Origin of the sequence: Paenibacillus sp. FSL R10-2788, assembly GCF_038003885.1 — a bacterium.
Lineage (GTDB): Bacteria > Bacillota > Bacilli > Paenibacillales > Paenibacillaceae > Paenibacillus_AQ > Paenibacillus_AQ odorifer.
In genome coordinates this window covers 128,035-142,392 of the sequence record NZ_JBBOQA010000001.1, presented here as the reverse complement: position 1 = coordinate 142,392, position 14,358 = coordinate 128,035, and the positions used below count along the sequence as shown (strand labels likewise).

12 protein-coding genes, 2 tRNA genes, 2 rRNA genes and 1 other RNA gene are annotated in these 14,358 nt (G+C 45.9%); all 17 read right to left on the bottom strand.

The window, feature by feature from the left end; genetic code table 11:
- Window positions 1–32: 32 nt before the first annotated feature.
- Window positions 33–108, bottom strand: a tRNA-Ala gene (locus NSQ50_RS00680).
- A gap of 24 nt (window positions 109–132) precedes the next feature.
- Window positions 133–209 (bottom strand) — tRNA-Ile (locus NSQ50_RS00675).
- A gap of 46 nt (window positions 210–255) precedes the next feature.
- A 5S ribosomal RNA gene (gene rrf, locus NSQ50_RS00670) occupies window positions 256–372 on the bottom strand.
- A 124-nt stretch (window positions 373–496) separates the two neighbouring features.
- Window positions 497–2,054, bottom strand: a 16S ribosomal RNA gene (locus NSQ50_RS00665).
- Window positions 2,055–2,355: 301 nt separating this feature from the next.
- Window positions 2,356–2,613: a pro-sigmaK processing inhibitor BofA family protein gene (locus NSQ50_RS00660; RefSeq protein WP_370510561.1), complete on the bottom strand. Its 258-nt coding sequence runs from the start codon at window positions 2,611–2,613 to the stop codon at window positions 2,356–2,358.
- Window positions 2,614–2,655: 42 nt separating this feature from the next.
- Window positions 2,656–2,907 carry a DUF2508 family protein gene (locus NSQ50_RS00655; RefSeq protein WP_076130375.1) on the bottom strand — a complete coding sequence of 84 codons (252 nt, stop codon included), beginning with the start codon at window positions 2,905–2,907 and terminating at the stop codon, window positions 2,656–2,658.
- Window positions 2,908–3,044: 137 nt separating this feature from the next.
- The gene (gene recR, locus NSQ50_RS00650) at window positions 3,045–3,644 is read right to left on the bottom strand and encodes a recombination mediator RecR (protein WP_036679922.1); all 600 of its coding nucleotides are present in this window, start codon (window positions 3,642–3,644) and stop codon (window positions 3,045–3,047) included.
- A gap of 38 nt (window positions 3,645–3,682) precedes the next feature.
- Window positions 3,683–3,994, bottom strand: coding sequence for a YbaB/EbfC family nucleoid-associated protein (locus NSQ50_RS00645; protein ID WP_036679924.1), 312 nt, complete (start codon window positions 3,992–3,994; stop codon window positions 3,683–3,685).
- A gap of 47 nt (window positions 3,995–4,041) precedes the next feature.
- Window positions 4,042–5,811: a DNA polymerase III subunit gamma/tau gene (dnaX, locus tag NSQ50_RS00640; RefSeq protein ID WP_076225179.1), complete on the bottom strand. Its 1,770-nt coding sequence runs from the start codon at window positions 5,809–5,811 to the stop codon at window positions 4,042–4,044.
- A 137-nt stretch (window positions 5,812–5,948) separates the two neighbouring features.
- An RNA gene (gene ffs / locus NSQ50_RS00635) (signal recognition particle sRNA large type) lies at window positions 5,949–6,217 on the bottom strand.
- Between the two features lie 117 nt (window positions 6,218–6,334).
- Window positions 6,335–6,532 carry a 50S ribosomal protein L31 gene (gene rpmE / locus NSQ50_RS00630; protein WP_036679927.1) on the bottom strand — a complete coding sequence of 66 codons (198 nt, stop codon included), beginning with the start codon at window positions 6,530–6,532 and terminating at the stop codon, window positions 6,335–6,337.
- A 121-nt stretch (window positions 6,533–6,653) separates the two neighbouring features.
- Window positions 6,654–7,931 (bottom strand): radical SAM protein, encoded by a 1,278-nt coding sequence (locus NSQ50_RS00625; RefSeq protein ID WP_038568079.1) that lies wholly within the window; start codon window positions 7,929–7,931, stop codon window positions 6,654–6,656.
- A gap of 25 nt (window positions 7,932–7,956) precedes the next feature.
- Window positions 7,957–9,309: a transcription termination factor Rho gene (rho, locus tag NSQ50_RS00620; protein ID WP_036679930.1), complete on the bottom strand. Its 1,353-nt coding sequence runs from the start codon at window positions 9,307–9,309 to the stop codon at window positions 7,957–7,959.
- Window positions 9,310–9,473: 164 nt separating this feature from the next.
- On the bottom strand, window positions 9,474–10,727 hold the full coding sequence (locus NSQ50_RS00615) for a UDP-N-acetylglucosamine 1-carboxyvinyltransferase (protein WP_036679932.1): 1,254 nt from the start codon (window positions 10,725–10,727) through the stop codon (window positions 9,474–9,476).
- A 188-nt stretch (window positions 10,728–10,915) separates the two neighbouring features.
- Entirely contained in the window at window positions 10,916–11,770 is an 855-nt protein-coding gene (gene fba, locus NSQ50_RS00610; protein WP_036679934.1) for a class II fructose-1,6-bisphosphate aldolase, read from the bottom strand.
- A 207-nt stretch (window positions 11,771–11,977) separates the two neighbouring features.
- A complete protein-coding gene (locus NSQ50_RS00605) occupies window positions 11,978–12,364 on the bottom strand; it encodes a response regulator (RefSeq protein WP_036679935.1) in 387 nt (128 codons plus the stop codon).
- Between the two features lie 270 nt (window positions 12,365–12,634).
- Entirely contained in the window at window positions 12,635–14,242 is a 1,608-nt protein-coding gene (locus NSQ50_RS00600) for a CTP synthase (RefSeq protein WP_076130377.1), read from the bottom strand.
- Between the last annotated feature and the right edge of the window lie 116 nt (window positions 14,243–14,358).

The following is a 14,358-nucleotide window of genomic DNA, read 5'->3' as shown; positions in this document are numbered from 1 at the left end:
CAAGTTGAAAAAATTATTCATTTAAAAATTTATGGTGGAGCCAAGCGGGATCGAACCGCTGACCTCCTGCTTGCAAGGCAGGCGCTCTCCCAGCTGAGCTATGGCCCCATAAAATTACTCTATAATGTTATATGGTGGGCCTTGGTGGACTCGAACCACCGACCTCACCCTTATCAGAGGTGCGCTCTAACCAACTGAGCTAAAAGCCCATATAACATATATAACATTGTGAATCAACCAATGAATTGGTTGTCCGCTTGGCAACGTCCTACTCTCCCAGGACCCTTCGGTCCAAGTACCATCGGCGCTGGAGGGCTTAACGGTCGTGTTCGGGATGGGTACGTGTGGAACCCCTCCGCTATCGCCACCAAACGCATACGAAAGAGACTTGCTCTTTCAAAACTGAACACGAGTGAGTGTTCGAACCCGAGGGTTCTATCGTGGAAGCTTAGCTTCCGATTTGAATGTCCTCATTGCAGAGAACGATTCTCCATAGAAAGGAGGTGATCCAGCCGCACCTTCCGATACGGCTACCTTGTTACGACTTCACCCCAATCATCTACCCCACCTTCGGCGGCTGGCTCCCTTGCGGGTTACCCCACCGACTTCGGGTGTTGTAAACTCTCGTGGTGTGACGGGCGGTGTGTACAAGACCCGGGAACGTATTCACCGCGGCATGCTGATCCGCGATTACTAGCAATTCCGACTTCATGCAGGCGAGTTGCAGCCTGCAATCCGAACTGAGACCGGCTTTGATGGGATTGGCTCCACCTCGCGGCTTCGCTTCCCGTTGTACCGGCCATTGTAGTACGTGTGTAGCCCAGGTCATAAGGGGCATGATGATTTGACGTCATCCCCACCTTCCTCCGGTTTGTCACCGGCAGTCACTCTAGAGTGCCCAGCATTACCTGCTGGCAACTAAAGTTAAGGGTTGCGCTCGTTGCGGGACTTAACCCAACATCTCACGACACGAGCTGACGACAACCATGCACCACCTGTCTCCTCTGTCCCGAAGGCCGCTGCTATCTCTAGCAGATTCAGAGGGATGTCAAGACCTGGTAAGGTTCTTCGCGTTGCTTCGAATTAAACCACATACTCCACTGCTTGTGCGGGTCCCCGTCAATTCCTTTGAGTTTCAGTCTTGCGACCGTACTCCCCAGGCGGAGTGCTTACTGTGTTAACTTCGGCACCAAGGGTATCGAAACCCCTAACACCTAGCACTCATCGTTTACGGCGTGGACTACCAGGGTATCTAATCCTGTTTGCTCCCCACGCTTTCGCGCCTCAGCGTCAGTTACAGCCCAGAAAGTCGCCTTCGCCACTGGTGTTCCTCCACATATCTACGCATTTCACCGCTACACGTGGAATTCCACTTTCCTCTTCTGTACTCAAGCCACCCAGTTTCCAGTGCGACCTCAGGTTGAGCCCAAGGTTTAAACACCAGACTTAAATAGCCGCCTGCGCGCGCTTTACGCCCAATAATTCCGGACAACGCTTGCCCCCTACGTATTACCGCGGCTGCTGGCACGTAGTTAGCCGGGGCTTTCTTCTCAGGTACCGTCACTCCGGTAGCAGTTACTCCACCGGACGTTCTTCCCTGGCAACAGAGCTTTACGATCCGAAAACCTTCATCACTCACGCGGCGTTGCTCCGTCAGGCTTTCGCCCATTGCGGAAGATTCCCTACTGCTGCCTCCCGTAGGAGTCTGGGCCGTGTCTCAGTCCCAGTGTGGCCGTTCACCCTCTCAGGTCGGCTACGCATCGTCGCCTTGGTGGGCCGTTACCCCACCAACTAGCTAATGCGCCGCAGGCCCATCCCTCAGTGACAGATTGCTCCGTCTTTCATTCTTCTCTCAGGAGAAAAAAGAAATTATCCGGTATTAGCTACCGTTTCCGGTAGTTATCCCAGTCTGAAGGGCAGGTTGCCTACGTGTTACTCACCCGTCCGCCGCTAAGTCATTTTGAAAGCAAGCTTTCAAAATGACTCCGCTCGACTTGCATGTATTAGGCACGCCGCCAGCGTTCGTCCTGAGCCAGGATCAAACTCTCCAATTAGTATTGAAAAGAGCGATATGCTCATTTTGAAACATCTGACGAGAAAATTAATTCTCTAATTCGGATTTCACTTACGTGATTTCCCACTCACTCGTTGTTCAGTTTTCAAAGATCAATGCCTCTTCTTTCGTCGTCGTTGCTTGTCAGCAGCGACCTTTATAATATATCACAGCGCCTTTGTTTTCGTCAAGCATTTTTTTAATTTCTTTTTTTGCTTGACCATTTCAGCAAGTTGTTAATCAACAGCTTGTCCAAACGGGCGAGACTTAATGTATCATATTTTTCAAAGCCACGTCAAGCATTAAAATAAAATTATTCTTAATCCGAGTAACATCACCACGCCAGGAAGCCCAAGAACCGTTACTGCGCCTATAGTTGCAGGGTTCAAAGGGATATACACCTGCGTGAGCAAACCTGAGAAGTTCACTACATATATCCCGAGTGCAGCCAATACCAAATGAACCCCAAATAAACTTAGCCACCCAAAACCCAGCTTTTTTCTAAATACAACTAAACCTAATAGGATAACGGATAATATCAATACGCCCATAGCTATCATTCTAAGCATGTAGATCCCCCTTATACATTTATTTATAAGCCCTTATATTTGACTGCTGTTCAACCCCAAGCTTTTTGCATGTTTGAGATGTATCTGATATTTACGTTCTGCAGCCTCCAAAATATATATTGCGTAATCTATCTGATCCTGTCCCAACGCCTCGTCGAACATCAGGTACGCCCTCTCCCACTCTGAATGCGCCTTACGGACCTCTAAGAGGGTTTCCCATCCCTCACTTTCCTTTGCGCCTTGTTCCTTATCCACTCCCCACCACAGCTCTCTCCACCATCCCATTTCAATTCCTCCTCAGAATAATTTTGATGCAAAATACACATCTCGTTATTCTCATTCATATCGGGATAGGGACAAACTTAGAACAAAAAAAAGGAAACCCGAGGGCTTCCTTTTTGAAAAATACCACTATAGAGCTGCTAGAATAGCTCGCGACGGCCTTCCAACGCTTTGGACAAAGTAACTTCATCAGCGTATTCAAGATCGCCACCTACAGGCAAGCCATGAGCTATCCTGGTGATTTTAATCTCAAACGGCCGAACAAGACGAGAAATGTACATCGCCGTTGCTTCACCCTCAATATTGGGGTTAGTCGCCATTATAAGCTCGCTTACTCTCTCATCACTCAGACGGGTCAATAATTCTTTCAGGCGAATATCATCAGGGCCGATACCTTCCATAGGTGAAATAGCACCCTGAAGAACATGGTAATATCCATTAAACTCCTTGGTTCGTTCTATAGCCACCAAATCCTTAGAGTCTTGAATCACACATATCACTGAAGGATCTCTAGTTTTGTCCTGACATATCTTGCATGGGTCCGTATCCGTAATATTACAGCAGACCGAGCAATAGTGAAGATTGCGTTTGACGCTTACTAGCGCTTTTGCAAAATCAATGACTTCATCCTCTTTCATGTTAAGCACATGAAAAGCTAACCGGGCGGCTGTCTTCGGTCCAATCCCGGGCAAACGCGTAAAAGCATCGATCAGCTTAGCTAGCGGTTCGGGATAATACAAATTAATAATTCTCCTTTAGACTGAAGTGGAGTGGGCTATTAGAACAAGCCTGGGATCTTCATTCCACCAGTGAATTTACCCATGTCATTGTTAGCAAGCTCTTCAGCTTGAGTCAATGCATCATTTACAGCAGTGATTACAAGATCTTGCAGCATTTCAACATCTTCCGGATCAACGGCTTCCGGTTTAATTTGAATAGACAGCAATTTTTTGTGGCCGTTTACTTGAACAGTAACTACGCCGCCACCTGATGAACCCTCAATAACCTTGCCTCCGAGTTCCTCTTGAGCTTTAAGCATTTGCTCCTGCATTTTCTTAACTTGCTTCATCATTTGGTTCATATTATTCATACATCGTCTCTCCTTTGGAATGCGCAATTAGCGCTAGTATGTTTATATTACTCTTTTATGACAACAAGGTCTTCTCCAAAAAGCTGGATAGCCTCATCAATCCAAGGTTCAGGTTTAGCTTCTGCAGTATCGTGTTCATGCTCCAATTGCAGTTCTTCTTTGCCAGTCTGTCCCACAGACTTCTGGGCAGCTTCATTCCAGTCACGAAGCATCATGGTTACAAGTCTATAAGGTTTGCCTAGACGCGCTGCAAGCACACTCTCAATAACCTGTCTGTTTGCCGGCTTCTCCGTAGTATCGCGGTGAATCGTGTTCTTGAATGCAACAAGCACCGCATCCTCCATAATCGATACTGGCTCACCGTCTACAAACCATGCATGAACCGTTACCTTTTCCTCTTTTACTCCCTGCAGGACAAGGCTCCACTGTTTATAGATAGCTGCAAAATCGGGACTATCTTTACCAGCAATAAACTTATCTACGTTAGGAGGCATTTTTGAGGCTGAAGAAACCCGCGGTGTTGGAACCGCGTGCGATTTCGGTGCAGGAGCACCATCACGCCCTCCTCCGGAAATACCACCGGATTGCATTGCCTGTTCCAGCTTCTTCTCCAGTGCTGCGATCTGTCTTTTGAGAAGATCCAGTTCACCAGAGTCAACGCTCGAATGATTCGCGCCTACTCCGGCATTTGTTTCACCTAACGGAGCAAATGCGGCGCTCTGACTTACCTCTTGCTGCAAGCTGCAAAGCTTCATCAGCGCCACTTCAAACAGTGTCTGAGGATGTGTTGCGTATTTCATTTCACCTAGGTATTTATTGATTGTATCTACAATCTGAAATAGACGCTCCCGAGAAAATGCGGTGGCCATATCTTTAAATTCAGCAGAATTCAGCACCCGCTCTGTTAATTGATCGGCCTCGGGTACCATCTTAATCATCAATAAATCACGGAAATAATACATGAGATTCTCTAGGCATTTATCTGCACTTTTACCTTCATGCATAAGCTGCTCAACGAGCTCCAGAAGAAGACCCATATCACCTTCCAATATGGCAGTGGCAAGACGTGCAAATTGCTCGGAGGGAATTCCTCCTGTCATTCCTAACACTTGCTCGTACGTAACATTACCATCTGTAAAGGATGAAATCTGATCCAGCAAGCTCAATGCATCACGCATACCACCATCAGATAGACGGGCAATATACTGCAATGCGTTGTTATCCGCTGTAATCCCTTCCTTCTCACAAATAGCAGTCAGATGGGCGGTCTGTTCTTCTAACGCCACTCTACGGAAGTCAAAACGCTGACAACGGGAAATTATTGTCGCTGGCAATTTGTGAGGTTCCGTTGTCGCAAGAATAAACATCGCATGTGACGGCGGTTCCTCCAACGTCTTTAATAGAGCATTAAAAGCTTCTGTAGTCAGCATATGCACTTCATCAATGATATACACTTTACGGCGCACCTCGGTAGGTGCATACTTCACCTTTTCACGCAGATCACGGATCTCCTCTACGCCCCGGTTTGATGCCGCATCTATTTCCTGCACATCCATTACATTACCAGCAGCGATTCGCAGGCAGGATGGACATTCGTTACAAGGTTCCGGACCTGGCCCACGTTCACAGTTAACCGCTTTAGCTAAGACTTTAGCAGCACTTGTCTTACCAGTTCCCCGCGGACCGCTGAACAGATAGGCATGCGAAACCCGCTGTTCACGAATTGCGTTCTGCAGCGTTTGGATAATGTGCTGTTGTCCAACCATGTCTTGAAACGACTGCGGCCGCCAAGCACGGTACAGCGCGATATGTTCCACTATGCATTACCCTCTCTTAAGCTGCCGCTTTCCCGGCATTTGTCGCAAATTTATTATACTATATTCATCGGCTATTGACCAAAAACAAAAAGCATCTTTGCTTGTGGCAAAGATGCTATGATAAACAGAATTATAAACCGTGCACCTGTTATTGATGGCTACGATCCAAGCGGCAACCCTACATGACTGCTCGAGTTAGGCCACCCTCCGGCACAAAAGTAATCTTACTTATGGCTGCTTCCTTCCGGACCTGACCAGGTTCATAAGCACTCATTGCGGAGGACCCAACTGTCAACACAGCCCGTAGGAACCAAGGCCTCACATCGATAGCACCTCTAACAGGAATTCAACCTCGCTACAGCGGATTGCGAGTTACAGGGCACCGCTACCTCCCCGTCTAGCACGGCGAAGATAAGTATAGCTCACGCTCGGACAAAAATCAACTCCAAGACATAAAATGAGCCCCTCAGCTATACAGCTGGGGGCTCAATCTAACCGTTAAGCCGCAAAGCGACTATTCAAATTAGATACCATATTTCTTCTTAAATTTATCAACGCGACCGCCGGCATCCAAGAACTTCTGCTTGCCAGTGAAGAACGGATGGCAGTTGGAGCAAATTTCGACACGAAGCTCTTGTTTAACAGAGCCAGCTTCGAAAGTGTTGCCACATGCGCAGGTTACCTTAGTTACATTATACTTTGGTTGAATTGCTTCTTGCATTTTGAATTTCACCTCTCATGCCCTAAGCCTCATGCGGACCCAGAGTTATATGATTACACTGTGGTATTTTAGCACGAAATATCGAATTGGGCAATATGTTTCATTTTTACATTTTAGCTGCTTAAATATTAATTCCCCGCCGCTTAGCCCGCGCCATATCTGCTGGTGGCACATGTGTATAAGAGCCTATAACTACATCCGGCAGTTCATCGCGGAAAATATCAAGCATCGTCTTCATCCCAAGGATTTCACCCTGGGCAGGAGGAATCAACTCTAAATAACTCTCCGGGTCAATGTTTAGATTGCGCATCTGAATAAGCTTCAGATCAGTACGTCTTACAAACTCAAGCATCGCTTCAATCTCTTCTTCGCGATCAGTCACTCCAGGGAAGATCAGATAATTGATCGATGTGTAAACACCCTGCGAAGCAGCGTATTTCAAAGATTTCTCTACGTTGGCCAATGTATAACCGCGTGGTTTGTAATAAGCATTATAATGGTCATCAAGGGCACTGATTGTGCTGACACGCATCAAATCGAGCCCAGCATCAACGATTCCTCGCATATGATCGCTTAATCCCGCATTGGTGTTGATATTGATATAGCCCATATCAGTAATCGAGCGCACTTCACGAATAGCTTCTATAATAAGTTTTGCCTGCGTGGAAGGTTCCCCTTCACAGCCTTGTCCAAAGCTGATAATCGATTCAGGCGTCTTTAAATGCTCCAACATAACTTGTGAAATTTCGTTGACCGTAGGCCGGAAATTCATCCGAGTCTGCGGAGATACAAAGCCGCTATCATCAGGTTGCTCAGAAATACAGCCAAAACATCCAGCATTACATGAATAAGAGACGGGTACACCGCCCTCCCAACGCCCTAAAAAGGTATTGGAGGAAGTCAGGCATTCATAGCCAAGCGCACAGTTAGAAAGATGCTCATAGAGGCGGTTATCAGGATATTTGGCTGTCATCTCACCAACACTGACTTCAAGATCTTCTTTGTCACAATTAAGTGGATTCCATTTCTCTGGATTATCGGTAGGGTCTGCCGCAACATAGAACCCGCCATCCTTCCACACTACAGCCGAATACCCAAACAGAGGAAGCTTATAAGACTTATCTGTCTTCACATAACCAGGAAGACATAGACGAGTGTAGCCTTGCGGCAGCAGCGCTCCGACAGCCTGCGAGCCTTCCGGCAAAGACATCATTTCACCCGTCTCAGGATTCATACCCACAGCACGTGTACTAGGCAACCCCACGAGCGTAGCACCTTCTGGTAATGGAATTAATTCTTCCTCCAGCATTTCAACAATCATATCCCCACTACGGGCTAGCCCGTACAGTTCGGGATGATCATATACGTTTCCTTGCCCGTCGGCATATACCAAATACATGTTAGTCTCCTCTTATTATCAATTCTCAAGTTGTAGGTACTGAAGGTGTCTTCGCCCGCGTGGTACGACGAGCAGCTGTACCACTGTTGGAGGTGCCCCCGTTACTTGCAGTCCCGTTTGGTGTTGTTTTTGCCCCAGCAACGTCAAAGGATGCCAAGAACTCAGCATTAGTCTTCGTATCACGCAGCTTTTTGATGAATCCCTCCACAAAATCGTAGGACTCGTTCATATTTTTTCGAATCGCCCAAATCGTATCCAGTTCTTCTTTGCTCAAGAGCACTTCTTCGCGACGTGTACCTGAACGACGAATATCGATAGCTGGGAATATCCGGCGTTCCGCCAATTTGCGGTCCAAATGAAGCTCCATATTACCGGTACCCTTAAATTCTTCATATATAATATCATCCATACGCGAGCCAGTATCTATTAATGCTGTTGCCAAAATAGTTAATGAGCCGCCTTCTTCCACATTCCGTGCAGAACCAAAAAACCGCTTCGGCCGGTGAAAAGCCGCCGGGTCAATCCCCCCGCTAAGTGTACGTCCAGATGGTGGAACCACCAGATTATAAGCACGCGCCAGACGCGTAATGCTATCCAAAAGAATAACTACATCCTTCTTGTGCTCAACTAAACGAAGTGCCCTTTGCAACACAAGCTCAGCCACTTTAATATGATTCTCTGGAAGCTCATCAAACGTCGATGCAACCACTTCGCCTTTTACAGAACGCTGCATATCGGTTACTTCTTCAGGACGTTCATCAATCAGCAATACAAAGAGCTCAATCTCAGGATTATTAGTGGAAATACTATTGGCAATTTCTTTTAAGAGGAGCGTTTTTCCTGCTTTTGGAGGTGCTACAATCAAACCCCGCTGCCCCAAACCTACAGGAGCGAGCAAATCCATTATTCGGGTAGACAAATGAGTAGGGGATGTTTCAAGCGGTAGCTTGTCTTGCGGATAAAGTGGTGTTAATGCTGGAAAATGAAGACGCTCCGCTGCACTAGCAGGGTTCTCGCCATTAACGGCATTGACTTGAAGCAGGCCAAAATATCGTTCATTTTCTTTTGGTGTCCGACATTTACCAGACACAAGATCTCCGCTTCTGAGATCAAACTTACGAATTTGTGAAGCTGAGATGTAAATATCTTCAGCACTGGGCAAATAGTTAATCGGCCTAAGAAATCCATAGCCCTCAGGCAAAATTTCTAGTACGCCTTCCATAAACATGAGACCGCTCTGCTCTGCCTGTGCCCGAAGGATCGCAAAGATCAGTTCCCGTTTCTTCAGCTGTCCGTAATAAGGAATCTGGTATTTCTTGGCCAGCTTATATAACTCGGTCAGCTTCATTTCTTCCAGATCGGAAATTTGAAGATCCATGTAATAACCACCTATTCAATTTTTAAATGAGTTCTTCCTAGTCTATCTACTAGGCAAAAATATGATTCTATTAAAATGCTCATTAGATTAGTATTACCCCAAATGGAAGGAAATATGCGGTTTGGCCGCAAATTAACACTCCTTCCAAGCGGGATATCCTAATATTATTCATTCTCACGCCAAACATGAGCACCAAGTTGCCGAAGGTTGCTCACTAAATTATCATAACCACGATCAATATACTCTACGCCGGTCACTTCAGTAATACCATCCTCTACTGTTAACCCGGCAATGACAAGGGCTGCACCCGCACGCAGATCAGCTGCCTTTACTTTAGCAGCATTAAGTTTACTGCCCTCAATAATTGCAGATCGGCCTTCAACACGAATCTTTGCGCCCATTCTTACCAACTCTGGCACATGCTTGAAGCGGTTGCTGTAGACGAAATCGCTAAGCACACTAACCCCTTCTGCCTGTGTCAGCATACTTGTCATAGGAGATTGTAAATCTGTAGGAAATCCAGGATAGGTCAGTGCTTTAACATCTGCATGTTCATAATTAGCTCTACCTATAACTCGGATACTTTCATCAAGCTCTTCAATATCCACACCCATCTCTAAAAGCTTGGCTGTTAAGGCTTCCAAGTGCTTAGGAATAACATTATCTATCAACACATTACCGCGCGTAGCCGCAGCGGCAATCATATAAGTTCCTGCTTGAATCCGATCGGGAATAATGGAATGACGGCAACCGTGCATTTCCGAGACCCCTTCGATCCGGATTGTTTCTGTACCAGCGCCTTTAATAACAGCGCCCATAGAGTTCAATAGGGTAGCTACATCTATAATCTCAGGCTCTTTAGCCGCATTTTCAATAATTGTAGAGCCTTTGGCTCGTGAAGCCGCCAGCATGATGTTTATAGTGGCACCTACGCTTGATACGTCCAGATAAATCTTCGCACCGCGTAGCTCTTTTGCATATAAGTGGATAGAACCATGTTCGTTGGTAACTGTTGCTCCCAAAGCCTCGAATCCCTTGATATGTTGATCAATTGGACGAGGTTCAAAATTACAGCCACCAGGAAGACCTATTGTCGCTTCTTTGAATCTTCCAAGCAGAGCTCCCATCATATAATACGAAGCTCTAAGTTTCTTAACCGGCCCATTGGGCATTGGAATAGATACAATACGTGAAGGGTCAATTCTCATCTGATTGCCTGACCAAGATACATTAGCGCCAAGCTCTTGCAAGATTTCGGAGTAAACGGCTACATCACTAAGGGACGGTAAATTATCCAGAACAACTTCAGATTCGGCCAAAATTGCCGCAGGAATAAGCGCGATGGCACTATTCTTTGCTCCACTGATGGTTACAACGCCCTCTAGCGGACGTCCACCGCCAATCATTAATTTTTCCATAGATTTATCAATTTCCCCCTACGTGTATTGCAGCTGGGTGGGCAATACGTGCTGTGGACTTTTAGTGATGAAAATGGAAAGACACCGGCTAAGCGGTGTGCTTTCCTCATCAAACTATTCAACTGGACAGAGTAATAGCCCTATCCTTTAACAAATTGCTTGTCCACCTGAGGCGGAAGCTACAATGATTAGGCTTTGTTGTTGGATCCAAATTCGCGAATTTTACCAATAACGGTTTCTTTGATTGCATCGCGACCTGGTGCGATGAATGTACGTGGATCGTAAGCATCAGGTTTAGCAGCTAGAACTTCGCGAACCACTTTTGCGAAGACGATTTGGTTCTCAGTGTTCACGTTGATTTTGGAAGTACCCAGGGAGATGGCTTTCTTGATGTCATGTTCAGGAATACCTGTACCACCATGAAGAACCATTGGGATGTTAGTAGCGTCACGGATTTCTTCCATTTCTTTGAATCCGAGGTTAGGCTCGCCATGGTAAGGTCCATGAACGGAACCAAGTGCAGGAGCCAGGGTGTCGATACCTGTTTCTTTCACAATACGTACGCACTCATCAAGCTTAGCATACATGATGCCGCCGATAACGTCGTCTTCTTGTCCACCAACAGTACCTACTTCAGCTTCTACAGAAACGCCTTTAGCGTGAGCATATTCAACGACTTTTTTAGTCATATCGATGTTCTCATCGATTGGGTGATGGGAACCGTCGATCATTACGGATGTAAATCCAGCATCAATTGCTGCTTTACATTTATCAAAGCTAGATCCATGGTCAAGGTGGATAGCTACAGGAACAGTGATATTCATGTCAATAATTAGACCTTCAACCATTTTAACAACAGTAGTGAAGCCGCCCATGTGGCGTGCTGCGCCTTCAGATACACCAAGGATTACTGGTGATTTTTCTTGTTCAGCGGCACCAAGAATAGCTTGAGTCCACTCCAAGTTGTTAATGTTGTACTGACCTACTGCATATTTTCCTTCAAGTGCTTTGTTCAACATGTCTGTCATAGATACTAATGGCATGGTTTCATCCTCCTAAGAATGTTGGTTGGCTATGTTTTTAAACCGACATCACATACAGGCTTATTATAGCACATCCTGTGTCAAATACTAAATAGGGTAAACAAAAAAATGTCCCGGTGGGACGATTTTTATCCAGCCCATATAGCAATTAGACTCATCCGCTTCGGAGTCACCACGCGAAATAGGACCGATACAGAAATCACCGTTCTAACTGCATTGATCCACAGACTTGTTATGAAGATGCATGTTTACCGCTACGCGCATTTCGTCTATGTCGAACGGCTTTGTAAAATGCATTAACGCCCCTAGCTTGGTCGCCTCCTTAATCATGTCCAGTTCACCATACGCCGTCATCATAATGACCTTAATGGACGGATTGATCTCCTTTAGATGCTTCAGAATCTCGAGTCCATCCATTCCCGGTATTTTCATATCGAGTAAGACCAAATCGGGTGACTCGCTGCGAACAATGTCTAATGCCAATTTTCCGTTAGCCGCTTGAAATGTTGTATATCCCTCACTATTGAACACTTCCATAAGAAGAATCCGGATCCCATTCTGATCATCGACAATTAATACTTTCTTCTTTTCCATACGATACCCTCCCAGAAATTAAGGCAGATTGACTATACCGCGCTCTCCACAGCGACCGGCCCCTTTAGAAACTACTCCATACGAAACCTATTATTCGTGCTTTACTGTCCAAATCCTGCTAATTGGATAAAATGGGTAAATAATGAGTCTAAAATGAAATAAATGTAAGTTACAATATTTCTATTAAAGGGTAATACAAAAAGAGAGCCTTCGGATGAAGGCTCTCTTCGACTATTTAAGAACCGAGGGTTCTTTCTGTCTGTGTATAAATTATTGTTGCTCGGAATGCGTCAAAGAGGCTTTGACAAATTCACGGAATAGCGGTTGCGGACGGTTCGGACGTGAAGTGAATTCCGGGTGGAATTGAACCGAGAGGAACCACGGATGCTCTGGAAGCTCTACGATCTCAACTAGACGGCCATCCGGAGAAGTTCCGGAGATAACCAGTCCTGCTTTTTCAATTTCGTCACGGTAAGCATTGTTGAACTCATACCGGTGACGGTGACGCTCATATACCAGTTCATCATCATAGCAAGACATTGCCAGAGAGTCCGGAATAATCTTACAAGGATACAACCCAAGACGCATAGTGCCGCCCATATCTTCAATATCTTTTTGCTCAGGAAGCAAATCAATCAATGGATATTGTGTATTTGGATCGATTTCGGAGCTGTTTGCACCTTGTAGTCCAAGAACAGAACGGCCATATTCAATTACAGAAACCTGCATTCCAAGGCAAATCCCAAAGAAAGGTATCAATTGCTCACGGGCATAACGAATAGCGGAGATTTTACCTTCGATTCCCCGATCACCGAAACCACCAGGAACAAGAATACCGCCAATACCACGCAGCATTTCGTCCACGTTCTCATCCGTAATTTCCTCTGCATTCACCCAGCGGATCTTAACCTCTGCATTCGCAGCAAAACCTGCGTGTGAAAGTGATTCAACAACGCTCAAATAAGCATCATGCAGTGCTACGTACTTACCTACAATTGCTATTTCTACTGTCTTCTCTAATTTCTGAATCCGGCTAAGCATACTTTCCCATTCGCGCATATCTGGCGCAGGTGTTGTAAGCTTCAAATGATTAACAACAATCTCGTCCAATCCTTCATCACGAAGGTTCAATGGAACTTCATATAACGTCGAAGCATCGCGGCATTCCACAACAGCATTAGCATCAATATCGCAAAAGAGTGCGATTTTGGCTTTCATATCTGCGGAAAGCTCATATTCCGTACGGCACACGATGACATTCGGTTGAATACCGATACTGCGCAGCTCTTTAACGCTATGCTGTGTCGGCTTCGTCTTCACTTCTCCAGCAGCCTTGATATAAGGAATCAAGGTTACGTGGATATACATCACATTTTCCCGGCCAATATCACTCTTGATTTGACGAATCGCTTCCAGGAACGGAAGACTTTCAATATCCCCTACAGTACCGCCGATCTCTGTGATAACAACATCAGAGTTGGTCTCGCGGCCCGCGCGGAACACGCGTTCTTTGATCTCATTCGTAATATGCGGGATAACTTGTACAGTTCCACCCAAGTACTCTCCACGACGTTCCTTGCTGATTACGGATGAATAGATCTTACCTGTCGTCACATTGCTGTTCTTCGACAGATTGATATCAATAAACCGTTCATAGTGCCCAAGGTCAAGGTCAGTCTCTGCACCGTCATCCGTTACGAAGACTTCTCCGTGCTGGTAAGGGCTCATTGTTCCAGGGTCTACGTTAAGATACGGATCAAATTTCTGAATCGTTACCTTTAGACCTCTGTTCTTGAGCAGCCTGCCCAGCGAAGCGGCGGTAATGCCTTTACCCAGGGAAGACACAACGCCACCCGTTACAAAAATATACTTTGTCACTGTAAAACCCTCCTAAATAAAGTCCAAACATAAAAGCGGCACATGGTGTTTATCGTAACCCGTTTTACTATCATCAAAACAGGGGAAATCAAAAGTTTAATTCACCGGGGAAAACA